Source organism: Pedobacter sp. 01N310 (assembly GCF_056399805.1).
The window spans coordinates 483,984-503,814 of the sequence record NZ_JBFTSB010000002.1 but is presented as its reverse complement, the minus strand read 5'-3'; the positions used below and the strand labels follow the sequence as shown (position 1 = coordinate 503,814).

Sequence of the window (19,831 nt, the reverse complement as noted above, 5' to 3'; positions counted from 1 at the left end):
AATAATTACAATTTTACAATAGAACCACCTGCGGCTTCAATAGCTTTTTGTGCGGTTGCAGAGAACGCATGTGCTGTAATTTCTAGCTTTGCTTTAACTTCACCACGACCTAAAATTTTAACTAAGTCATTTTTAGAAGCTAAACCATGTGCTTGTAAAGCAGCGAAATCGATAGTTGTTAAGCTGTGTTTTTCAGCTAAAGCTTGTAAAACATCTAAGTTTACGCCAACATATTCTGTACGGTTGATTGGTTTGAAACCAACTTTAGGCACACGACGTTGTAAAGGCATTTGACCACCTTCGAAACCGATTTTGGTTTTGTGACCTGAACGAGAACCCGCACCTTTGTGACCACGAGTTGAAGTACCGCCACGACCAGAACCTGTACCACGACCAATTCTTTTGCTGTTTTTTGTAGAACCTACTGCAGGTTTTAAATTACTTAAATTCATTTTTTTGAATTTGTGTTGCCCTTCGCTTTCACTAAACAGGTACAACGATTAAACATATATAAAGGTAGTACGGCTTTTACCCATACTACCTTTAAAACTTTTACTAGATTGCTTCGATTGCTACCAAATGGTTCACTTTGCGAACCATACCGATAATTTGCGGAGTAGCTTCAACCTCAACACTTTGGTTCATTTTAGATAAACCCAAAGCCTGAACGGTTCTTTTTTGGCGCTCGCTTCTGTCGATAACGCTTTTTACTTGTGTTATTTTGATCTTAGCCATGATATTATCCGTTAAATACTTTGTTTAAATCTATACCACGAGTTTGAGCTACTGTATAAGCATCACGCATTTTAGTTAATGCATCAACAGTTGCTTTTACTACGTTGTGTGGGTTAGATGATCCTTTAGATTTTGCCAATACGTTATGCACGCCAGCACTCTCTAATACAGCACGCATCGCACCACCAGCAATTACTCCGGTACCTACTGCAGCTGGTTTGATTAAAACAAAACCACCTGAGAATTTACCGATTTGCTCGTGAGGAACAGTACCGTTTAAAATTGGAACTTTTACCAAGTTCTTTTTAGCATCATCCACACCTTTAGCGATTGCTTCAGTTACCTCTTTCGCTTTACCTAAACCGAAACCAACAACACCGTTTTCATCACCTACAACAACAATTGCTGAGAAGCTGAAAGTACGGCCACCTTTGGTTACTTTGGCAACGCGTTGTATACTAACCAAACGATCCTTTAATTCGATATCGGTGGTTTTTACTCTTTTTATATTAATAGTTGACATCTTACTTTTTCTTCAGATTAAAATACTAAACCAGCTTCGCGGGCACCCTCTGCCAACGATTTTACACGACCGTGGTATAAATAGCCATTTCTATCGAAAACAACTTCTTTAACACCTGCAGCGATTGCTTTTTCGGCAACTAATTTGCCTACTGCAACCGACTGATCGCTTTTGTTTCCAGTACCAGTAAAATCTTTCGATAATGATGATGCTGATGCTATTGTTTTACCGGTTACATCGTTAATTACCTGCGCATAAATCCCTTTATTGCTTCTATATACAGATAACCTTGGACGTTCTTCCGAACCGGTAAGTCTTTTTCTGATCCCTTTTTTAATACGATCTCTTCTTGATAATTTTTTACCTGCCATGATTACTATTTTTTAGATGCTGATTTACCTGCTTTTCTTCTTAACACTTCACCTACAAACTTGATACCTTTACCTTTATATGGCTCTGGTGCACGTAACGAACGGATTTTCGCTGCTACTTGACCGATCAATTGTTTGTCAATACTTTCTAAAATGATTTTAGGAGTCTGACCTTTTTCTGAAGATGTAGTTACTTTAATCTCTTCTGGTAACTGGAATACATAGTGGTGAGAATAACCTAAAACTAGATCTAGTGTGTTACCTTGGTTTGTAGCACGGTAACCAACACCTACTAATTCTTGAGTTAATTTATAACCTTCTGTAACACCAACAACCATGTTGTTAAGCAATGAGCGATATAAACCGTGTAATGCTTTGTGTTTCTTTTGTTCTGAAGGACGTTGAACTGTTAAAATTCCGTCTTCCTGACTTACAGTGATATCTGAATCTACTGCTTGTGTTAATTCACCTTTAGGACCTTTTACACTTACTACGTTATCTTTTGATACGGTAATTGTAACACCTGCAGGGATTGTAATTGGGGCTTTTCCTATTCTTGACATTGTGCTGTTCTCCTAATATTAATAAACGTGACACAATACCTCACCACCAATGTTTAATTTGGCTGCTTCTTTATCGGTCATTACACCTTTAGAAGTAGATAAGATTGCGATACCTAAACCGTTTAATACTCTTGGCATATTTTCAACACCAGCATAGTTTCTCAAACCTGGTTTACTTACTCGCACTAATGTACGAATAGCAGGAACTTTAGTAATTGGATTGTATTTCAAAGCAATTTTAATTGTGCCTTGAACTGTAGTATCTTCAAACTTGTAGTTCGCGATGTAACCTTTGTCAAAAAGAACTTTAGTAATTTCTTTTTTAAGGTTTGATGCAGGAATTTCTACAACACGGTGGTTGGCCTTAATGGCATTCCTTACTCTTGTTAAATAATCTGCTATTGGATCTGTATTCATTTTTTATTGTTTTTGATAGTGGTTTCCTTCTGCTACCCAGCTGTGGGACCTGCTACCGGTTAAAATTCTTTTAAAAGCAAAAAGACTAAAGCACAAAGACTAAAGCGACATGTATCGCTTTAGACTTTGAGCTTTCAGCTTTAAGCTATATTACCAAGATGCTTTTTTAACACCTGGTATTTTACCGTCTAGTGCCATCTGGCGGAATGTTACCCTTGAAATACCAAAGGTACGCATATATCCACGAGGACGACCAGTTAATTTACAACGGTTGTGTAAACGTACTGGAGATGAGTTTTTAGGTAATTTATCTAAACCCTCGAAATCTCCTGCAGCTTTTAATACTGCACGTTTTTCAGCGTATCTAGCTACCAATTTTTGGCGCTTAACTTCGCGTGCTTTTACACCTTCTTTTGCCATTATTCTGCTGTTTTTTGATTTTTAAATGGTAATCCGAATTGTTTCAATAACTCAAGAGCCTCAACGTCAGATTTTGCCGAAGTTACGAAAGTTATATCCATACCTAAAATTTTATTGATTTTATCGATATTAATCTCAGGGAAGATGATTTGCTCAGTAACACCTAATGTATAGTTACCTTTTCCATCAAATCCTTTATCATTAATACCTTTGAAATCGCGGATACGAGGCAAAGCTACAGAGATCAAACGATCTAAGAACTCGTACATGTTGTTATCGCGTAATGTAACACGTACACCTACTGGCATACCTTTACGTAATTTAAAGTTAGAGATATCTTTCTTTGAATTAGCCGGAACCGCTTGTTGACCAGTAATGGTAGTCAACTCAACGATAGTGGTATCCATAATTTTCTTATCAGTAACAGAAAAACGACCAACACCCTGATTGATACAGATTTTTTCCAATTTAGGAACCTGCATTACAGTTTTGTACTGAAATTTTTCTTTTAGTGCATTTACAACTTCTTCTTTGTATTTGCTTTTTAATCTAGGTGTAGCCATTATTTAATCTCCTCTCCTGAAATTTTAGCAACTCTAACTAATTTACCATCTGCGTTAAGTTTACGACCTACGCGGGTAGCTTTACCAGATTTTGGATCAACCAACATCAAGTTAGAAATGTGAAGAGCAGCTTCTTTTTTAATAATACCACCGTTTGGATTAGCAGCATTTGGTTTAGTATGTTTAGATACTAAGTTAATGCCTTCCACAATGGCTCTGTTTTTATCTATAAGTACTGAAAGTACTTTTCCTTGTTGACCTTTTGAATCGCCAGCAATGACTTTAACTAAATCTCCTGTGCGGATTTTAAGTTTTGATGGTGTATTTACTTTGTTTCCCATTTTATAATACCTCCGGTGCTAATGATACAATTTTCATGAATTGTTTTTCACGTAGTTCTCTCGCAACCGGGCCAAAGATACGTGTACCTCTTGGCTCATCCTGTGCGTTCAATAATACAGCAGCATTATCGTCAAAACGGATATAAGAACCATCTTTACGACGGATTTCTTTTTTAGTTCTTACAACAACTGCTTTAGAAACTGTACCTTTTTTAATGTTACCAGAAGGTAACGCGCTTTTTACGGTAACAACTACTTTATCACCAATTGAAGCATAACGTTTGCCGGTTCCACCTAGCACGCGAATTACTAATACTTCTTTTGCGCCGCTGTTATCAGCAACGTTTAATCTCGATTCCTGTTGTACCATCTTATTTAGCTCTTTCTAAAATTTGTACCAATCTCCAGTTCTTGTTTTTACTCAAAGGACGAGTTTCCATAATTAATACTGTATCACCGATACCGCATTCGTTTTTCTCGTCGTGAGCCATAAATTTGGTAGTTTTCTTTACGAACTTACCATAAATCGGGTGTTTTACTTTACGTTCCACGCTCACTACAACAGATTTATCCATCTTGTTGCTTACCACTAACCCGGTTCTTGTTTTTCTTAATTGTCTTTCCATGTCGACTCTCAAATTATTTAGTTTCAGTAGCTGACTCAGTGTTTTTCACTTTAGTCAACTCAGTGTTTAAACGGGCTATGTCTTTCCTTACTTTTGCAATGCGTGAAGGATTTTCGATAGCTGAAATAGTGTGAGCGAACTTCAATTTTGATAAGTTCTCTTTTTCTTCCGCAATCTTAGCTACTAATTCTTCTTTTGAAAGCCCTGTGATTTCTGAATTTTTCATTTTTCTTTTTCTTTTACGTTGAGTGTAGCGGTTATAATAAACAAGTATTTACAACATTCACCTCAACACTTTACTATGCTTCTACGTAATCTCTACGTACTACGAATTTGGTTTGGATCGGTAATTTCTGAGCTGCTAAACGCAATGCTTCTTTAGCAACTTCTAAAGGCACACCTTCAGCTTCGAAAATTACACGTCCTGGTCTTACAACTGCTACCCAATACTCAGGAGCACCTTTACCTTTACCCATACGTACCTCAGCAGGTTTTTTAGTTACCGGTTTGTCCGGGAAGATCCTGATCCATACTTGGCCTTCACGTTTCATGAAACGAGTTACGGCAATACGGGCAGCCTCTATCTGACGACTTGTGATCCAAGTAGCTTCTAGAGATTTGATACCGAAAGATCCGAATGCTAACTCAGCTCCACGAGAAGCTAAACCCTTCATTCTGCCTTTTTGCATCTTCCTGAACTTCGTTCTTTTTGGCTGTAACATTTTATTTTGTTCTAATCGTTAAACGATGTTAATAAATCAATTATTTACGAGGACCTCTGTTAGCGCCTGCGCCACCACCTCTGTTTGCACCACCTTGGCCTGGACCACGACCACCGCCTTGGTTTCCACCACGTCTGTCGTTACCACCGCCACGGTTATCTCTTCCACCACCACGGTTATCTCTTCCACCAAAAGCTGGTTTATCTGATGCGCCTTTTGGACCGTTGTTTGTTGCACCAATGTTTGGAGACAAATCACGTTTTCCATAAACCTCACCTTTACAGATCCAAACTTTAACACCTATTTTACCATAAGTAGTTAAGGCTTCAGCTAAAGCGTAGTCGATATCAGCACGGAATGTATGCAAAGGCACTCTTCCTTCTTTGTACTGCTCAGTACGTGCCATCTCAGCACCACCTAAACGACCAGAAGTCATGATTTTGATACCTTCAGCACCCATACGCATGGTTGATGCGATAGAAGATTTCATTGCTCTACGGAATGAGATCCTTGCTTCTAATTGTTTTGCAACACCTTCTGCAACTAATTGTGCATCAAGCTCTGGGCGTTTAATTTCGAAGATGTTAATTTGAATTTCCTTTTTAGTTAATTTCTTTAACTCTTCTTTAATTTTATCAACCTCAGCACCTGCTTTACCGATTACGATACCTGGACGAGCTGTGTGGATAGTTACCGTGATACGTTTTAACGTACGCTCGATTACTACTTTTGCAACACCGCCTTTAGCGATACGGGCAGAAAGGTATTTTCTTATTTTCTCATCTTCAACTAATTTATCGGAGTAGTTGTTGCCACCGAACCAGTTAGAATCCCATCCTTTGATGATACCTAACCTGTTACCTATTGGATTTGCTTTTTGTCCCATTTCCTAAAATTAGTTTTGAGTTGTTTCTGTACTTTTACTATCTACAATCAGCGTTACGTGGTTAGAACGTTTACGAATTCTATATCCACGGCCTTGAGGAGCTGGACGTAAGCGTTTCAACTGACGGCCACCATCAACCATAACTGTTTTTACAAAAAGTTGGTTTTCTTCAGGGCGAGCACCTTCATTTTTAGATTCCCAGTTTTTGATAGCAGATAATAATAATTTCTCAACTCTTATTGCTGCTTCTTTATTGGTAAACTTTAAAATGCTTAATGCTTTTTCTACACGTTCACCTCTGATAAGATCTACAACCAAACGCATCTTACGCGGTGAGGTTGGACAATTGTTTAATTTTGCTATTGCTTCCATTGTCTAATTATTTTTTCTTTTCAGCGTGTCCTCTGAATGTTCTGGTTGGAGCAAATTCTCCCAACTTGTGACCAACCATGTTTTCTGTTACGTACACAGGGATAAATTTATTTCCGTTGTGTACAGCAAATGTATGATTCACGAAATCTGGTGATATCATTGATCTGCGAGACCAAGTTTTGATTACAGACTTTTTGCCTGAATCATTCATAGAGTTTACTTTTTTCTCTACGTTATGGTCAATATAAGGTCCTTTTTTTATCGAACGAGCCATTATTTCTTCCTTCTCTCTATGATGTAACGATTAGAATATTTTTTAAGTTCTCTGGTTTTGAAGCCTTTAGCTAAAACACCATTTCTTGAACGTGGGTGACCACCTGATGATCTACCTTCACCACCACCCATTGGGTGATCGACAGGGTTCATCGCTACCGGTCTAGTTCTCGGACGACGGCCCAACCAACGTTTACGACCAGCTTTACCTAATACTTCGTTTGCATGATCTGAGTTAGATACAGCACCGATAGTAGCAAGACAAGTAGTCAAGATTAAACGGGTTTCGCCTGAAGGCATTTTTAAAGTAGCATATTTACCATCGCGGGCAGCTAATTGTGCGTAAGCACCTGCACTACGAGCTAATTGTGCTCCTTTTCCAGGATGGATCTCTACGTTGTGTACGATAGAACCTAATGGAATGTTCGATAATTTTAAAGTGTTACCTACTTCTGGTGCTGCTTTGTCGCCCGATAATAATACCGAACCAACTTGCAATCCTTCAGGAGCGATGATATAACGCTTCTCGCCATCTGCATAGTGTAATAATGCGATGCGGGCAGTACGGTTTGGATCGTATTCAACAGTAGCTACTGTTGCAGGAATATCGAATTTATCGCGTTTGAAGTCGATTAAACGATATGATTTTTTGTGACCACCGCCCATGTAGCGCATAGTCATTTTTCCTGTGTTGTTACGTCCACCAGACTTTTTTGATGATACAACCAATGATTTTTCGGGCTTGGTTGCTGTAATCTCCGTAAAACTAGCACCAACTCTGAAGCGGGTACCTGGAGTAACTGGTTTAAATTTTCTTAAGCCCATAGTTATAATGAATTATTAAATTAAAGGGTTGCGTAATAATCTATTGTTTCGCCGTCTTTTAACGTTACGATTGCTTTTTTGTATTTCGGGCTACGGCCAGATACAAAACCTGCTTTAGTGTAACGAGATTTAGCTTTTCCATCAACAACCATTGTGTTAACTGCAACGATGGTTACACCGTACAATTTCTCAATTGCTTGTTTAATCTGGATTTTGTTAGCCTTGTGGTTAACGCTAAATGTGAAACGGTTAGATTTCTCAGTTAAAGCTGAAGCTTTTTCGGTTAATATTGGTTTTTTTAAAATTTCCATATTATTTGGCAAACGCCTCCTCCAAAGTTTTAACAGAATCAGCAGTTAACACAAGTACACCAGCGTTTAATACATCATAAGTATTTAAATCTGCTGCCGAGATTACTTTAGTTTTCTGAATGTTTCTGCTTGATAAATAGATATTATTATTTTGCGCAGGTAAAACCAATAAAGTTTTTTGAGTACCTACGTTTAACGCAGCCAATAAACTTGTATAGTTTTTAGTTTTAGCTGTATCGAAGTTGAAATCTTCTAAAACTACCACGTTGTTATCTTTTGCTTTATAAGCTAAAGCAGATTTACGTGCTAATGATTTTAATTTCTTGTTCAATTTAAAGCTATAATCACGTGGCTGAGGACCGAAAACACGACCACCACCGTTAAATAACGGAGATTTAATGCTACCAGCACGGGCACCACCTGTACCTTTTTGTTTGTATAGTTTACGAGTTGAACCAGCAATCTCATTACGTTGTTTAGATTTGTGAGTACCTTGACGTTGGTTAGCCAAATACTGTTTTACATCTAAATAAATCGCGTGGTCGTTAGGCTCGATACCAAATACCGATTCAGGAAGTTGCACCTTGGCACCTGTTTCTTTACCTGAAATGTTTAATACTTTAACTTCCATCTGATTACTTGTCTAAGATTACGTAAGAACCTTTAGCTCCTGGAATGGAACCACTAACTACTAATAAGTTTTGCTCAGCATAAACTTTCAAAACTTGTAAGTTCTGAACTTTTACCCTGTCTCCACCTGTTCTTCCAGCCATGCGCATTCCTTTGAATACACGTGAAGGGAATGACGATGCTCCCAATGAACCTGGGGCACGTAAACGGTTATGCTGACCGTGAGTCTGCATACCAACACCGGCAAATCCGTGGCGTTTTACAACACCTTGAAAACCTTTACCTTTTGAGGTACCTACAACATCAACAAAATCGCCTTCTGCGAAAGAATCAACCGTTACTACATCACCTAAATTAAGTGAAGTTGTAAACGAATCAAATTCTACCAGCTTGCGTTTCGGAGTTGTGTTTGCTTTCGCGAAATGGCCTTTCAATGGTTGAGTTGTGTTTTTCTCTTTTTTCTCATCGTAACCCAACTGGATTGATGAATAACCATCTACTTCTTCGGTTTTTACCTGTGTAACTACACAAGGTCCAGCCTCGATTACCGTACAAGGAATGTTTCTTCCTTCGGCATCAAAGATACTGGTCATTCCTACTTTTTTTCCAATAATTCCTGACATTTTATCTTTTCTTTTTAACACCCATCGAAGCAGTAGGGCTTCGTTCAAGGTGGTTGTACATCCCCCGAAAGGGACGGCAAAGATAGGCAAGAAATATTAATTTTCAAATAGTTAGCCAAATATTTTTTCAAATAAATTGCTGATATGATGGGATTTAACTAAAAAAGAGATGTTAATGTGCCAAACCGCCATTTAAACTGATGGTTATAATGGCCAAAATGATAAATCCGATGAGTACATATAGGTAATCTCGCTCGATTAAAAAGCTGAAAATAGCAAAAACAATACGTGCAATTGGCGTAAAAATGAGCATCAGGATACCAAATTGCACAATGGCATCGCCCTGAAAAGTAGATACCCCCTTAAATATGGCCACTATAGAAGAAAACTTGCTCAGCTCGGGTTTAAAAACTTTATAGTCGGTAATGGCTCCACTATTATGGATTAGAAAAATGGCACCACCTATTAATACAATGCTCATCGAAATAATTACACCCGCACGCAGAAGCGTACCCAAAATTACCTGAATATCCTTATCGTTTAGGTTTTCTTTTCCTGTTGTACGCATTATAATCCGCTTATTCCTTTATAAATCATCTGTAATGCCAAGAATACAACAACTACGGCAAATATCATTTTGAGCTTATCGGTTTTGGCTCTTAACAAAATTTTTGAGCCAATAGTTGCGCCAGTTAAAACGCCGATACATACTGGCATGGCAATGCCCGGATCGATCTGGCCACGATGTAAGTAAACCACCGCACTGGCAGCAGCAGTAACCCCCATCATAAAATTACTGGTTGTTGTTGATACCTTAAATGGCAAACGCATAATGTTATCCATCGCGATTACTTTTAATGCCCCACTCCCAATACCGAGCAAACCCGATAATGTTCCGGCAAAAAGCATCATTAAAAAACCTCCCGGAACATGTTTTACCGCATATGGATGATCTACACCTTTATCTGGATAAGATCCATTGAGTTTAAAAAAATTGGCCCATTTATCGGTATTATCTAAAGTAGTATGATCTACCTTTTTCTTTAGCGTCATGATGGCCGAAAAAATCAGGATACAGCCAAATAGAATAGCAATATAATTGGCATTGAGATAAACGGCTACAATTGCACCGCACACCGCACCTATTGTGGTAGCGATTTCTAAAAACATTCCAATTCGGATATTGGTAATCCCTTCTTTTACATAAGCTGCTGCCGAACCCGAAGAGGTTGCAATAACAGAAACAATTGATGCACCTATAGCATAATGGATATCAACCCCTAAAGCTAAAGTGAGCAATGGAATAATAATTACTCCCCCACCCAAGCCCGTCAGCGAACCCAATAATCCGGCTAAAAAAGCACCTAATAAAATGATAATGGTAAACAGCAATACCGACATGCGGGCAAATATAATGCACTCTTTTTGGGTAAACGAAGAATTAAGGGAATAAAATAAAGTCTATATGTTATATGGATAAATAGAATTTTGAAGCAATGATTGAATGAGTGAATATAGCATCTGCTCATTCAATCATTCTCTCATTCAAAATTCAATCATTAACTATGACTTGTAATAAAGTTTACTTTCCTTATTCAAATCAACACCCCGAAAACTTTCAAGTACTTCGAAAGCAATTTGCCGAACAGTTTCGGGTATTGGGTCGATAGTTGATTTGTTGCCTTCGGCATCTTTAACCGTCCAGCCTGAAGTATTTAGCACCAAAGGCTCAGTACTGGCTAATGATTTAATTATTTTAGCCCTCGTAAAAGCAATCCCGTCCGAATCAACAATCACTTTTTTATTGTTCCACCAGTTTTCTTGCGATACCCTTATTAAAACAGAACGGTCTAACCCAGCAACATACGCCCATCCCTTTCCAGTACGATGTGCCAGTTTCAACAAGCCGATAAAATTAGTAAGGCTCTTGAAATCATAAATCTCCGAACTGCAATACATATCGAGATGATTTAATTTAAGCTGGCTCACCAATGCTTTTGCTTGATCGGAGTTATGAAAAATCACGACGATTTTTTCGGCAATTGATGGAATAACAACATCAGTTCCTTTATCGTACTCCCCACAAAGTATTTCTATCTCTATTAATTGTTGTTGCAACAACGAAACCAGATCAGGTTTATTCAGAATGATCTTCATCCCTAATAGTTACTTGCCTAATCGCTTAATCATTTCCGCACTTAAATCTCTTCCATCATTTAAACGGTTGGCGAAGAATGATTTGGCCGCTTCGAAATGTTCTTTGTAACCTTTTAAATCGCCATAGCCAATAATCGATGCCCATTCGTGCACCGCGGTGTGGAATTCTAAATCATCGCCACGGATAGATTTATCATACAAAGCAGTATTAATCGACTCCTCTAACATTGCTTCATTTTTGAAAAGATATTCGGCAATGCCCAGCCTCAATTTAAAAGGTGGCGTTTGGCAGATCAGGTTATCGTAAGGGTTTACGCCCATTTTATACCAGGCATATACCATGCTCAGCAAACTTAAATGCGAATTTGGTTTCTGTTTATGGCTGGCATCCGATAGGCTGAATTCTTTCATGATGTTATCATCCAACAGTAAAAGCGAACGGCTTTCGTGAAAAACGAAATCGCGGGCCGCATAAATCTTTTCCCTAAACTCCGCCTCATTTTCACATATCATCAGCTTAAACAGTTCCGATTCGGCCTGCGCATAATATTTTACCTGTTTCTGGGCATAAGGATTTAAAATGGCCAAACCAGCATAAATGTGCGATTTGTAACTAAAAATTCTCAGCGTGGTCAAAATTTTCACGTTATCGATTCCACCCGCATATGCCGGATTATCCCAGGGGAAAAAACCCGCATTTTTCCATGCCGAGCCCATGCTTTCGAACCCCATGTGTGTTACCGCCTGTGTATCGGCCACAATGCGGTCGTGCTCCCTATAATCGTCCATTTCAATAATGTTCGATTTTAAAGATTTATAAATTTCTAAGGCTTTGGCATAAACAGCATCGGTAGCACGGTGACGCACTACCACAAGTGTTTGCCCTTCCGGACTAAATGCCGGACCATGCAAAGAATGACAGGTTACAATCTGGGTATCCTCTGGAAGGTGTTTTTCGAAAGCAGCAATTTCGGGATGTTTAACCGAGGTTTGTCCGGCAACTATGGCACCATATTTTGTTGAGCGGGCAAAAGCAGCTACCACCTCATCAATTTTTTCGGCTTCAACGCAATAGATAATAAAGTCTGATTTACGGGCAACCTCATGGCCATCGATTAAAACCTCGATTCCTTTAGGTTCCAGCTCATTTTTTAAATCTGTAAAACGTAAGGGCATATCTGCCCCACATACCTTATAACCAGCGTTTATGAACGATAGTGCATACAATTTGCCCATATCGCCCAAACCAATAATTCCTATTTGCATGAAACAAATGTAACCTATCGCAAATAAATTTATAATAAAACTTAGATAAAATTGTTATTTAGAATGTTAAACCAGAACAATTTTATCGATTTGCCAAAACCTTAAACAAATTTTATTAACCGGAAAAATAGATAAAAATGTAGTTTTACATTCTAACACCTATATTTAAACTATGCAGAAAATTAAACACACCCTATTGTTTTTAGGCGCTATGCTATTTTTAAACGTTGCCTTTGGGCAAACTTTACCTGATACTACGAAAAATACCGACCCATCTCTAAATGGGCAGTATCAGTTCATGTTAAAGAAATCTAAAAGCTTCAACGGCGCAAGGCTGATCAATCCGTCACGTTTATCATCCTTATGGAAAAGTGTTAGTGATACGCTCAGAAAAGAACGCAAGCAGCTGCAGGAAGCCCGTCAGGAAATTAAAGCACAAGCCGATAACATTTCAAGCTTAAAAGGCGAAGTAAATGGAAAAGAAAGTTCCTTGGCCAATGCCAACGCTGCTGTTAATGAAATTAAATTTTTAGGCATATCCTTCAATAAAGGCACCTATAATACCATTGTTTGGGCCATTATTATTGTACTTGGGGTAGGTTTGGCCTTTGTAATTTTCCAATCCGGCAAATTAAGGCACGAAGCGAAGTACAGAACCGAGCTTTACCAGGAAGTGGCCGATGAATTTCAGGCACACAAAGTAAAAGCAAAGGATAAAGAAATGAGACTTGCCCGTGAGCTGCAGGACGAGCGTAATAAATGGGATGATGGCCGGGGAAGATAGTCGAAGACTTTTTAATTAATTGAAAAAACTTAACTTTTTTTTTAGAAAAGCAGGGCTAGTAGTGCTTCGGTTCCACTAGCCCCGCCATTCGCTTTACCTCACTGCGTTCAGTGTCCGCTACTGTCGGGTTTATTCCAATTATAGCAGCACTATTTGGCCCCCTAAACCCGATCAAAGCGAGATGCCGATATTTCATCGGCAGAAGCGGGAGCGGAACTGCTTTCCAAACAAATAACTGAATTAAAAAAATGATTAAATTATTCGAGAAATCTGCAAATACATTTAACAGTAGATTTCTCCATTCCGTTGCATTCAGTCGAAATGACGATAACACGCTTAATTTTTGATGCTATACTTCAAACCCACCTCAAATTCGCCATTGCTATAACTCTGCATTTTTGAAGTATTGGTAGTGTACTGGAATAAAACCGAAAATTGGTTTTTGTAGTTTGCACCAAAACCAGCTGTAAAACTGTTGGTGCTATGATATATGCCGTTAAGCATCAACTTATTCTCTAAAAACTGAAGATTTACACCGGCATCAAAAATACCATCATAATTCTGCACCCCTCTATACACCAATTTCGGTTCAATACTGTTGATTACTTTATCAGTTGTGAATTTATAACCGGCTGCGATAAAATAAATCGATCGGTCTACCACGTTTCGCAGTACATCTCTTTTAAAAAACCGTTTAAGATTAGGCAAAGCAGCCTGTAGTGTCAATTTATCGGAGCGGTAAGCTACTCCAAAATCGCCATCCAAATATAATCTACGATCGTTAAAGCTATTGAGTACATCGTCGTCTAAATCGCCTTTGGCTTTACCAAAATCAATCCATTCATTCATAATGCCGGCAGACAAACCAAAATCCAAGAAGTTGGTCCCCCCATTTAAAGGCAAATGATAAGCATAAGTTACAGTTGCCCTGGTACGGTTAATGGCGCCTGCACCTTCATTGTAAAAAAGAATACCCAAACCTACTTTATTATTAGTCAAACCATAGTCGCCAGTTAAATACTGAATCTTTGGTGCACCATCTACCCCCGTCCATTGCGTTTTAAATGCTGCATTTAAATTTAGTCCGGTTTCTAAACCTGCCATTGCCGGGTTAGCCAAAAACTGGTTCTGATAGTAGATGCTACCCATGGGGTTAAGCTGGGCAAATGCTGGCGTAACAAACAAAAACAACAGCCCCGCCATATAACATTTCATTTTTTTCACGCTGTTATTTTTTATATAAGATTGATATAAAACCTTTAATAGAACCATCTCCCCCTAAATCGAGCATATAATAATAAGTATCTTCGGTAAGTGGCTTTCCGTTAAAATAGCCTTCCCAGTTGTTTTGATAACCTTGGGTAGTATAAATCAACCTTCCTCCCCTATCAAAAATGGATAGTTTGTTATTCGGATACTTTTCTAAGCCTTTAACTACAAAAAAATCGTTTGTCCCGTCTCCGTTTGGAGTAAGGATATTATTTACAATGGCTACGTCGGCCGTGGTCTGTATGATCAGAAAAGGCTGTAAAAACCCTTGGGTCAATGTAGTGTTGGCAGCCTGTAAAGTTTGCACCAGTACCATTTCACCAATACTAAAATCGTATAATTGATTATTAATCTTACCGTTGCCACTAGCCGAATTAACCACATACGGCAAACTTTGTGCGTTTGCGTTTCCCCAGAAAAACACTATGGTTAAGAAAACAAGCAAATAGGATATTCTTCTCATTGTGTTTAGTTTAAAGAGATCCAAGCCGCCCCATCGCTTTGAATGGTGAAAGTTTTTGCACCGGTAATGGTGGTTACATCAGAATCATCATTCAACAAAACAGGATTGTTTAACGTAACATCACCTGATGATAAAGCTTTCACAATTACATAAATCCTTCCTTTACAGCTAGAGGCCGTTGGGAGATTAACACTTACCGCCAAACCTGCATTTTTTATCCTGACTGTGTAATGACTGGCATCGAGTGTTAAGGCCCCGGCTGTAGTATAGATTAAAACACTTGCTGCAACAGAACCATTGATGTTTAAAGTACTTGCATTTGCTGGGGCATAAGCTACAGAAGATGCAGCGGCAGTTCCATTAATGGTTAATGCGCCACCATTTGCTGCAAAATCGCCAGCGATTAGCGGGTATGAGGTACTAGAGTTAGCTACTACCAAAGTATTATTTGAATTTGTGCTGTTAGCGGCAGCATTGCTTCCGATGAAAACATTCCCTGCCCCATTGTTTTTCGAACCGGCAGCATAACCTAGTGCCGTATTATTGTCGCCATTACTGGCTTCAAGCGCCAAACTTCCAATAGCTGTGTTTGATATACCAGTTCTATTGGCCATTAGCGCATGCGTGCCAATTGCAGTATTATTGGAGCCTACCGTATTAATCGCTAATGCCTGCGAGCCAAAGCCGCTGTTGTTGATAGCACTAAAACTGCGCTGCAACACCAGGTAACCAAAAGCGCTGTTTTCGTAACCTGAAATGTTAACAGATAATGCTTCGCGACCAAATGCACTGTTGTAAAAGCCAGATACATTCGCGGTAAGTGTTTTATAACCGTAAGAAATATTGTTTTCGGATGAATTGCCTAAACGGCCAGATTTTAAACCGTTAACCAGAAAGTTGATGGCCACATCATCTGTATTACCTAGGAAATTATTGTTTTGATCGGTGCTGCCCGTATTTCCTTTTAATGCCCAGGCATTTGCATTTGCAAATAATGTCCTGCTGATTAATTCGGGTTTCCCGGTTGTTGCGTTGGTGATATACACTTTGTTTGCATCACTCAGCCCATCAGTAGTTAATTTAGCCACCGTAACCGAAGCATCAGCAAGCTTTGCTGTAGTTACCGACCCATCAGCGAGCTGTAGTGTATTTACTGCGGCATCATCGATATTAACGTTTTTAACTTCTTTACTTCCAATTTTTACAGCGGTTACTGCAGCGTCGGCTAATTTTGCCGTTGTTACTGCCCCATCTGCCAGTTTAAGCGTGCTAACAGCCGCCGTGTTTATATCAATTACTACATCTTTCAATAAAGCCGTAGCGCCATTAGCACTAATACTCAAATCAGTTGAGGTTAATGCCTTAGCGCCTGATAGTTGACTCACATCCAATGTTACTGGTTTCCATGCAGTGCCATCAAATAGAAGCACCTGATTGTTGATTGGTGAAGTGGCATTTAATGTCTTTCCCTGAAGATTAGCTAATGTAGGATTTGGATAATTCCCTGTTAAATCACCGCCAGCTACTCCTGTTGAAGGGCCAACTGGGCCTATGTCACCTTTATCCCCTTTTATGCCAGGTATGCCCTGCAAACCTTGTAATCCGGTAGCTCCCGTTGCACCTGTATCTCCTTTCGCTCCTTGTAGACCTATTGCGCCTACTGCTCCTTGTGCACCGGCAGCACCAGTTAAGCCAATTGGCCCCTGAGCACCAGTTGCTCCTGCAGGTCCTTGCGGACCTGCAACGCCCGCAATACCTTGTGCACCAGCAGGGCCAGCTACACCCGGATCTCCTTTGGGTCCGGTTGGCCCATTGGCAGCATAAAGGGCATATGGAACACTTAGCAATTGTGCGGTTCCGGCCAAACTAAAATTTGTACCATTATCAGGATCGATTTCGACCTTAACAAACTTTAATCCACTCGCCCAAGTTACCCCAGCAATTGTACCGTTAACCGAACTTGCACCAGTAGCCCCGATAGCTAATGTATATAAACCTAAAGTATTTGTCGTTACATTTCTTACTTCCGAATATTGAACGGTTCCAGTTGAAGATCCATCTAAAATACTAATCCGCAGGGCTATATTTTTATTGGCCAGCGGGGTGCCATTGGCATTTCTTGCCGCTCCTTGATAATTAAATTGTTGGGGTGTCTGCGCTTTAATAGCTAAGGTGAACCCTATGCTTAACAAAGCAATTAGTAAAAGTTTTTTCATGAATCGGGATGAGATCTAAAGCATCAGGCGTAAAAATAAGAGAGCCTAACGATCAAATCTAACAATTAGTACAAGCTGCTCAATTCGCTTTACACGAAACGCTAATTACAAATACTAAAACGATTTTAAAGAACTACAAATCAACCACTTAAATAAAATTTAATTTCACAGTTTTACACAAACACCCAATTTAAGACCGATTTAACCCTCTAAATCAGAAGAAAAACAGGATGAATCAGCAATTAATCGAACATAAAAAGTAAAGCCAGAAAGTTATCTTTAGGTTTCCGAAGGAAAAGATATTCCCTTTATATTGCGGTATAGATCAACTGCGTACAAATCGGTCATACCCGAAACGAAATCCAATACGCTCTGTATGATAGAATAAATATCAGTTAAATCGGTATGATATTGTTTGGGAATAAGTTTAACCAGTTTTTTATAATAGTGTGTATTGTTATGAATAAGTGCAGGAACAAACTCTTCTAATAAACCGGCCATAATTTTATAACCGGCAACCTCTTTCTGTATAACCGACGAGAAATTGTAGATACGCTCTACAGAAATTTTTTCTACGGCTTTCCAGGCAGAAATATAGGGCTCGGGCAATAAATCGGTTAAACTTTGATTAAGCTCGCCTTTCAATAATTTTTCTTGTTCCCTAAAAAATATACCTGCACATTGGTTGGTTAACGTATTAATTGCTTTTGCCCTCAACAGACCGATTTTTGCATCGTCGTCTTCATAATCATTTTTTAAACGATCTTCGATGGTGGTAGAATTGGCAAAAGGCAACAGATAACTCTTTACCTCCTCATAGGAAAGTATCTTTAAGCGGTGTGCATCTTCCAAATCGATGATGCTGTAACAGATATCATCTGCAGCCTCAACCAGATAAACCAAAGGATGTCGTTTGTAAATGAGGTATTCGCCTTCTTCTTTCTCCAAATTGAGCTCTTCTGCGATCTTTTTAAAAGTTTCTTCTTCTGATTGAAAGAAACCGTATTTCTTACGGTGCAGCACCCCCTTTTGTTTACCCGCAATTGAGGCGCAAGGGTATTTTGCAATCGAAGCCAAAGTAGAATAGGTTAACGCATAAGCATCGTTGCCTTTTCCTTTTAGCGGATGGGTAAGGATCCGGATGGCATTTGCATTACCTTCAAAATTAATTAAATCGTGCCACTGCGATTCCTTCATTTCTTTCTGATAAACTTTCCCATCGCCATCGGTAAAATATCGTGAAATAGCTGCTTCTCCTGAGTGCCCAAAGGCTGGGTTTCCCAAATCATGCGCCAGTGCAGCGGCAGCCACGATATTACCCACTTCGTTAATTAAAGGAACATCTTTAATCAGTTGCGGTTGTTGCTCTTCTACACTTTTTAAAAAAATATTGGCCATGGAGCGGGCCACACTGGCAACCTCTAAACTATGCGTTAAACGGTTATGTACAAAAACACTTCCTGGCAATGGGAAAACCTGGGTTTTGTTCTGCAACCTTCTAAAAGGAGACGAAAAAATCAACCGGTCATAATCACGCTGAAAATCAGACCGTGCCCGATCTGTGCTGGCACCATATTGTTCTTGTCCGTATCTCTTATTCGAAAGTAAATATTTCCACTCCATTTATCCCGTTTGCATTTAAAATTTGGCGCAAGTTAAACAAAACGCGAAAATGGTTAAGCATAAAGCCTCAGGTAAAATTTAAATTACATTAATTAAAAGATATTTTTATATTCGCCAGAAAATTAAACAAACAAATAATGAAAAAAATCTTATTAACGCTCGCTATCTTATGCTGCTTTACGGTCTTAACCAAAGCACAATTTGAAGGCTCGAAGCAAATTTTCGAAAGTCCGAAACTAAAGGAGACAATCAAAACACAAAAAATTGTAGCCATCTTACCTTTCGAGGTAAAAATTTCTTACCGGAAACAACCAAAAAACTTCAGTGCAGAAGGAAACAAAAGCCAGGAAGAGTCGATGGCAAGATCAATACAGGCCAGTATGTACACTTTTTTGTTAAGGAAAGCTTCTGATTATACCGTAACTTTCCAGGATGTTGACAAAACAAACATCTTATTAAAAAAAGCAGGTGTTTTAGGTAAGTTAGACGAAACAACTAAAGATGAACTAGCCAAAATACTTGGTGTTGATGCTGTTATCGGTGGGCGTTTTGAAACTGAGCAAACGAAATCTGAAGCTGGTGCAATCGCCTCTGCTGTTTTATTTGGTGGCTTTGGTGGAAAATCTGGAACAGGCACCATGTTCTTAACCATAAACAACGGAGCTGATGGAGAGTTAATGTGGCGTTTCTTTAAAACAATGGACGATTCCATTATGAGCTCTACAGATGATATGGTAGAACGGATGATGCGAAAAATATCACGGAATTTCCCATATAAAAGTTAAAACGAAGGCAGATAGAAATATCTGCCTTTTTTGTTACTGCCTATTTTTTCATTTATCCTGATTCAAA

At 39.0% G+C, this 19,831-nt stretch carries 30 protein-coding genes; 2 read left to right on the top strand and 28 right to left on the bottom strand.

The genetic code is table 11. The features are described from left to right. Positions 1-5 precede the first annotated feature (5 nt). From rplO to AC1DNH_RS07565, 24 genes are all read right to left on the bottom strand, one after another. Complete coding sequence (gene rplO / locus AC1DNH_RS07680; protein WP_025145210.1) at positions 6-452, bottom strand: 50S ribosomal protein L15; 447 nt, start codon at positions 450-452, stop codon at positions 6-8. Positions 453-555: 103 nt separating this feature from the next. After that, positions 556-735, bottom strand: coding sequence for a 50S ribosomal protein L30 (gene rpmD / locus AC1DNH_RS07675; protein WP_010599892.1), 180 nt, complete (start codon positions 733-735; stop codon positions 556-558). 4 nt (positions 736-739) lie between these two features. Continuing rightward, positions 740-1,258: a 30S ribosomal protein S5 gene (rpsE, locus tag AC1DNH_RS07670; RefSeq protein ID WP_010599893.1), complete on the bottom strand. Its 519-nt coding sequence runs from the start codon at positions 1,256-1,258 to the stop codon at positions 740-742. Positions 1,259-1,275: 17 nt separating this feature from the next. Next, a complete protein-coding gene (gene rplR / locus AC1DNH_RS07665) occupies positions 1,276-1,629 on the bottom strand; it encodes a 50S ribosomal protein L18 (RefSeq protein ID WP_029278655.1) in 354 nt (117 codons plus the stop codon). 5 nt (positions 1,630-1,634) lie between these two features. Continuing rightward, on the bottom strand, positions 1,635-2,192 hold the full coding sequence (gene rplF / locus AC1DNH_RS07660; RefSeq protein ID WP_056848531.1) for a 50S ribosomal protein L6: 558 nt from the start codon (positions 2,190-2,192) through the stop codon (positions 1,635-1,637). A gap of 18 nt (positions 2,193-2,210) precedes the next feature. Next, on the bottom strand, positions 2,211-2,609 hold the full coding sequence (rpsH, locus tag AC1DNH_RS07655) for a 30S ribosomal protein S8 (protein WP_010599896.1): 399 nt from the start codon (positions 2,607-2,609) through the stop codon (positions 2,211-2,213). 150 nt (positions 2,610-2,759) lie between these two features. Continuing rightward, positions 2,760-3,029, bottom strand: a complete 270-nt coding sequence (gene rpsN / locus AC1DNH_RS07650) for a 30S ribosomal protein S14 (protein ID WP_025145214.1) — start codon at positions 3,027-3,029, stop codon at positions 2,760-2,762. Next, positions 3,029-3,595, bottom strand: coding sequence for a 50S ribosomal protein L5 (gene rplE / locus AC1DNH_RS07645; protein WP_086547740.1), 567 nt, complete (start codon positions 3,593-3,595; stop codon positions 3,029-3,031). The genes rpsN and rplE overlap by 1 nt, the downstream gene beginning before the upstream one ends. Beyond that, on the bottom strand, positions 3,592-3,933 hold the full coding sequence (gene rplX / locus AC1DNH_RS07640) for a 50S ribosomal protein L24 (RefSeq protein WP_029278653.1): 342 nt from the start codon (positions 3,931-3,933) through the stop codon (positions 3,592-3,594). The genes rplE and rplX overlap by 4 nt, the downstream gene beginning before the upstream one ends. A 1-nt stretch (position 3,934) precedes the next feature. Continuing rightward, positions 3,935-4,303, bottom strand: a complete 369-nt coding sequence (gene rplN, locus AC1DNH_RS07635) for a 50S ribosomal protein L14 (protein ID WP_010599900.1) — start codon at positions 4,301-4,303, stop codon at positions 3,935-3,937. A gap of 1 nt (position 4,304) precedes the next feature. Further along, positions 4,305-4,559, bottom strand: a complete 255-nt coding sequence (rpsQ, locus tag AC1DNH_RS07630; protein ID WP_010599901.1) for a 30S ribosomal protein S17 — start codon at positions 4,557-4,559, stop codon at positions 4,305-4,307. A 13-nt stretch (positions 4,560-4,572) separates the two neighbouring features. Beyond that, on the bottom strand, positions 4,573-4,785 hold the full coding sequence (rpmC, locus tag AC1DNH_RS07625) for a 50S ribosomal protein L29 (RefSeq protein WP_025145217.1): 213 nt from the start codon (positions 4,783-4,785) through the stop codon (positions 4,573-4,575). 73 nt (positions 4,786-4,858) lie between these two features. After that, a complete protein-coding gene (gene rplP / locus AC1DNH_RS07620; protein WP_010599903.1) occupies positions 4,859-5,281 on the bottom strand; it encodes a 50S ribosomal protein L16 in 423 nt (140 codons plus the stop codon). Positions 5,282-5,321: 40 nt separating this feature from the next. After that, a complete protein-coding gene (gene rpsC, locus AC1DNH_RS07615) occupies positions 5,322-6,167 on the bottom strand; it encodes a 30S ribosomal protein S3 (RefSeq protein WP_029278651.1) in 846 nt (281 codons plus the stop codon). Positions 6,168-6,176: 9 nt separating this feature from the next. Beyond that, the gene (gene rplV / locus AC1DNH_RS07610; protein WP_029278650.1) at positions 6,177-6,539 is read right to left on the bottom strand and encodes a 50S ribosomal protein L22; all 363 of its coding nucleotides are present in this window, start codon (positions 6,537-6,539) and stop codon (positions 6,177-6,179) included. A gap of 7 nt (positions 6,540-6,546) precedes the next feature. Continuing rightward, positions 6,547-6,813 (bottom strand): 30S ribosomal protein S19, encoded by a 267-nt coding sequence (gene rpsS / locus AC1DNH_RS07605; protein ID WP_010599906.1) that lies wholly within the window; start codon positions 6,811-6,813, stop codon positions 6,547-6,549. Continuing rightward, the gene (gene rplB, locus AC1DNH_RS07600) at positions 6,813-7,637 is read right to left on the bottom strand and encodes a 50S ribosomal protein L2 (protein WP_057932151.1); all 825 of its coding nucleotides are present in this window, start codon (positions 7,635-7,637) and stop codon (positions 6,813-6,815) included. Before rplB ends, rpsS begins: the two co-directional genes overlap by 1 nt. 20 nt (positions 7,638-7,657) lie before the next feature. Continuing rightward, entirely contained in the window at positions 7,658-7,948 is a 291-nt protein-coding gene (gene rplW, locus AC1DNH_RS07595; protein WP_029278648.1) for a 50S ribosomal protein L23, read from the bottom strand. Between the two features lies 1 nt (position 7,949). Next, the gene (rplD, locus tag AC1DNH_RS07590; protein ID WP_029278647.1) at positions 7,950-8,579 is read right to left on the bottom strand and encodes a 50S ribosomal protein L4; all 630 of its coding nucleotides are present in this window, start codon (positions 8,577-8,579) and stop codon (positions 7,950-7,952) included. A gap of 4 nt (positions 8,580-8,583) precedes the next feature. After that, entirely contained in the window at positions 8,584-9,201 is a 618-nt protein-coding gene (rplC, locus tag AC1DNH_RS07585) for a 50S ribosomal protein L3 (protein ID WP_029278646.1), read from the bottom strand. A gap of 172 nt (positions 9,202-9,373) precedes the next feature. Further along, a complete protein-coding gene (locus AC1DNH_RS07580; protein ID WP_215124797.1) occupies positions 9,374-9,769 on the bottom strand; it encodes a DUF1634 domain-containing protein in 396 nt (131 codons plus the stop codon). Beyond that, the gene (locus AC1DNH_RS07575; RefSeq protein WP_477610330.1) at positions 9,769-10,602 is read right to left on the bottom strand and encodes a sulfite exporter TauE/SafE family protein; all 834 of its coding nucleotides are present in this window, start codon (positions 10,600-10,602) and stop codon (positions 9,769-9,771) included. The genes AC1DNH_RS07580 and AC1DNH_RS07575 overlap by 1 nt, the downstream gene beginning before the upstream one ends. A gap of 162 nt (positions 10,603-10,764) precedes the next feature. Next, positions 10,765-11,358, bottom strand: a complete 594-nt coding sequence (locus AC1DNH_RS07570) for a hypothetical protein (RefSeq protein ID WP_477610329.1) — start codon at positions 11,356-11,358, stop codon at positions 10,765-10,767. Between the two features lie 9 nt (positions 11,359-11,367). After that, positions 11,368-12,624 (bottom strand): prephenate dehydrogenase, encoded by a 1,257-nt coding sequence (locus AC1DNH_RS07565; RefSeq protein ID WP_029278641.1) that lies wholly within the window; start codon positions 12,622-12,624, stop codon positions 11,368-11,370. Positions 12,625-12,796: 172 nt separating this feature from the next. Between AC1DNH_RS07565 and AC1DNH_RS07560 the strand changes: the two genes are divergently transcribed. Further along, on the top strand, positions 12,797-13,408 hold the full coding sequence (locus AC1DNH_RS07560) for a hypothetical protein (RefSeq protein WP_215124803.1): 612 nt from the start codon (positions 12,797-12,799) through the stop codon (positions 13,406-13,408). 336 nt (positions 13,409-13,744) lie between these two features. Here the strand turns inward: AC1DNH_RS07560 and AC1DNH_RS07555 are convergent, their stop codons facing one another. The 4 genes from AC1DNH_RS07555 to AC1DNH_RS07540 all read right to left on the bottom strand — a co-directional run bounded on the left by AC1DNH_RS07555 (position 13,745) and on the right by AC1DNH_RS07540 (position 18,979). Then, positions 13,745-14,623, bottom strand: coding sequence for a PorP/SprF family type IX secretion system membrane protein (locus AC1DNH_RS07555; protein ID WP_477582531.1), 879 nt, complete (start codon positions 14,621-14,623; stop codon positions 13,745-13,747). A gap of 13 nt (positions 14,624-14,636) precedes the next feature. Further along, on the bottom strand, positions 14,637-15,140 hold the full coding sequence (locus AC1DNH_RS07550; protein WP_477582527.1) for a gliding motility-associated C-terminal domain-containing protein: 504 nt from the start codon (positions 15,138-15,140) through the stop codon (positions 14,637-14,639). Positions 15,141-15,145: 5 nt separating this feature from the next. Beyond that, complete coding sequence (locus tag AC1DNH_RS07545) at positions 15,146-17,356, bottom strand: beta strand repeat-containing protein (RefSeq protein WP_477582525.1); 2,211 nt, start codon at positions 17,354-17,356, stop codon at positions 15,146-15,148. A gap of 279 nt (positions 17,357-17,635) precedes the next feature. Then, positions 17,636-18,979 carry a deoxyguanosinetriphosphate triphosphohydrolase gene (locus tag AC1DNH_RS07540; RefSeq protein WP_215124806.1) on the bottom strand — a complete coding sequence of 448 codons (1,344 nt, stop codon included), beginning with the start codon at positions 18,977-18,979 and terminating at the stop codon, positions 17,636-17,638. Positions 18,980-19,116: 137 nt separating this feature from the next. Here AC1DNH_RS07540 and AC1DNH_RS07535 point away from each other — a divergent pair, with 137 nt between their 5' ends. Then, positions 19,117-19,764 (top strand): hypothetical protein, encoded by a 648-nt coding sequence (locus AC1DNH_RS07535; protein WP_477582523.1) that lies wholly within the window; start codon positions 19,117-19,119, stop codon positions 19,762-19,764. The last annotated feature ends 67 nt before the right edge of the window (positions 19,765-19,831 follow it).

Coding starts and splice junctions, on each gene's coding strand:
- AC1DNH_RS07535 (WP_477582523.1), top strand. CDS start 19,117: ATGAAAAAAATCTTATTAACGCTCGCTATCTTATGCTGCTTTACGGTC.
- rplD (WP_029278647.1), bottom strand. CDS start 8,579: ATGGAAGTTAAAGTATTAAACATTTCAGGTAAAGAAACAGGTGCCAAG.
- AC1DNH_RS07550 (WP_477582527.1), bottom strand. CDS start 15,140: ATGAGAAGAATATCCTATTTGCTTGTTTTCTTAACCATAGTGTTTTTC.
- rplB (WP_057932151.1), bottom strand. CDS start 7,637: ATGGGCTTAAGAAAATTTAAACCAGTTACTCCAGGTACCCGCTTCAGA.
- rplX (WP_029278653.1), bottom strand. CDS start 3,933: ATGGGAAACAAAGTAAATACACCATCAAAACTTAAAATCCGCACAGGA.
- rplW (WP_029278648.1), bottom strand. CDS start 7,948: ATGGAAATTTTAAAAAAACCAATATTAACCGAAAAAGCTTCAGCTTTA.
- rpsC (WP_029278651.1), bottom strand. CDS start 6,167: ATGGGACAAAAAGCAAATCCAATAGGTAACAGGTTAGGTATCATCAAA.
- rplP (WP_010599903.1), bottom strand. CDS start 5,281: ATGTTACAGCCAAAAAGAACGAAGTTCAGGAAGATGCAAAAAGGCAGA.
- AC1DNH_RS07570 (WP_477610329.1), bottom strand. CDS start 11,358: ATGAAGATCATTCTGAATAAACCTGATCTGGTTTCGTTGTTGCAACAA.
- rpsN (WP_025145214.1), bottom strand. CDS start 3,029: ATGGCAAAAGAAGGTGTAAAAGCACGCGAAGTTAAGCGCCAAAAATTG.
- AC1DNH_RS07575 (WP_477610330.1), bottom strand. CDS start 10,602: ATGTCGGTATTGCTGTTTACCATTATCATTTTATTAGGTGCTTTTTTA.
- rpmC (WP_025145217.1), bottom strand. CDS start 4,785: ATGAAAAATTCAGAAATCACAGGGCTTTCAAAAGAAGAATTAGTAGCT.
- AC1DNH_RS07580 (WP_215124797.1), bottom strand. CDS start 9,769: ATGCGTACAACAGGAAAAGAAAACCTAAACGATAAGGATATTCAGGTA.
- rplV (WP_029278650.1), bottom strand. CDS start 6,539: ATGGAAGCAATAGCAAAATTAAACAATTGTCCAACCTCACCGCGTAAG.
- rplC (WP_029278646.1), bottom strand. CDS start 9,201: ATGTCAGGAATTATTGGAAAAAAAGTAGGAATGACCAGTATCTTTGAT.
- rpsQ (WP_010599901.1), bottom strand. CDS start 4,559: ATGGAAAGACAATTAAGAAAAACAAGAACCGGGTTAGTGGTAAGCAAC.
- rplN (WP_010599900.1), bottom strand. CDS start 4,303: ATGGTACAACAGGAATCGAGATTAAACGTTGCTGATAACAGCGGCGCA.
- rplO (WP_025145210.1), bottom strand. CDS start 452: ATGAATTTAAGTAATTTAAAACCTGCAGTAGGTTCTACAAAAAACAGC.
- AC1DNH_RS07565 (WP_029278641.1), bottom strand. CDS start 12,624: ATGCAAATAGGAATTATTGGTTTGGGCGATATGGGCAAATTGTATGCA.
- AC1DNH_RS07555 (WP_477582531.1), bottom strand. CDS start 14,623: ATGAAATGTTATATGGCGGGGCTGTTGTTTTTGTTTGTTACGCCAGCA.
- rplF (WP_056848531.1), bottom strand. CDS start 2,192: ATGTCAAGAATAGGAAAAGCCCCAATTACAATCCCTGCAGGTGTTACA.
- AC1DNH_RS07560 (WP_215124803.1), top strand. CDS start 12,797: ATGCAGAAAATTAAACACACCCTATTGTTTTTAGGCGCTATGCTATTT.
- rpmD (WP_010599892.1), bottom strand. CDS start 735: ATGGCTAAGATCAAAATAACACAAGTAAAAAGCGTTATCGACAGAAGC.
- rplR (WP_029278655.1), bottom strand. CDS start 1,629: ATGGCAGGTAAAAAATTATCAAGAAGAGATCGTATTAAAAAAGGGATC.
- rpsH (WP_010599896.1), bottom strand. CDS start 2,609: ATGAATACAGATCCAATAGCAGATTATTTAACAAGAGTAAGGAATGCC.
- AC1DNH_RS07540 (WP_215124806.1), bottom strand. CDS start 18,979: ATGGAGTGGAAATATTTACTTTCGAATAAGAGATACGGACAAGAACAA.
- rpsS (WP_010599906.1), bottom strand. CDS start 6,813: ATGGCTCGTTCGATAAAAAAAGGACCTTATATTGACCATAACGTAGAG.
- rpsE (WP_010599893.1), bottom strand. CDS start 1,258: ATGTCAACTATTAATATAAAAAGAGTAAAAACCACCGATATCGAATTA.
- AC1DNH_RS07545 (WP_477582525.1), bottom strand. CDS start 17,356: ATGAAAAAACTTTTACTAATTGCTTTGTTAAGCATAGGGTTCACCTTA.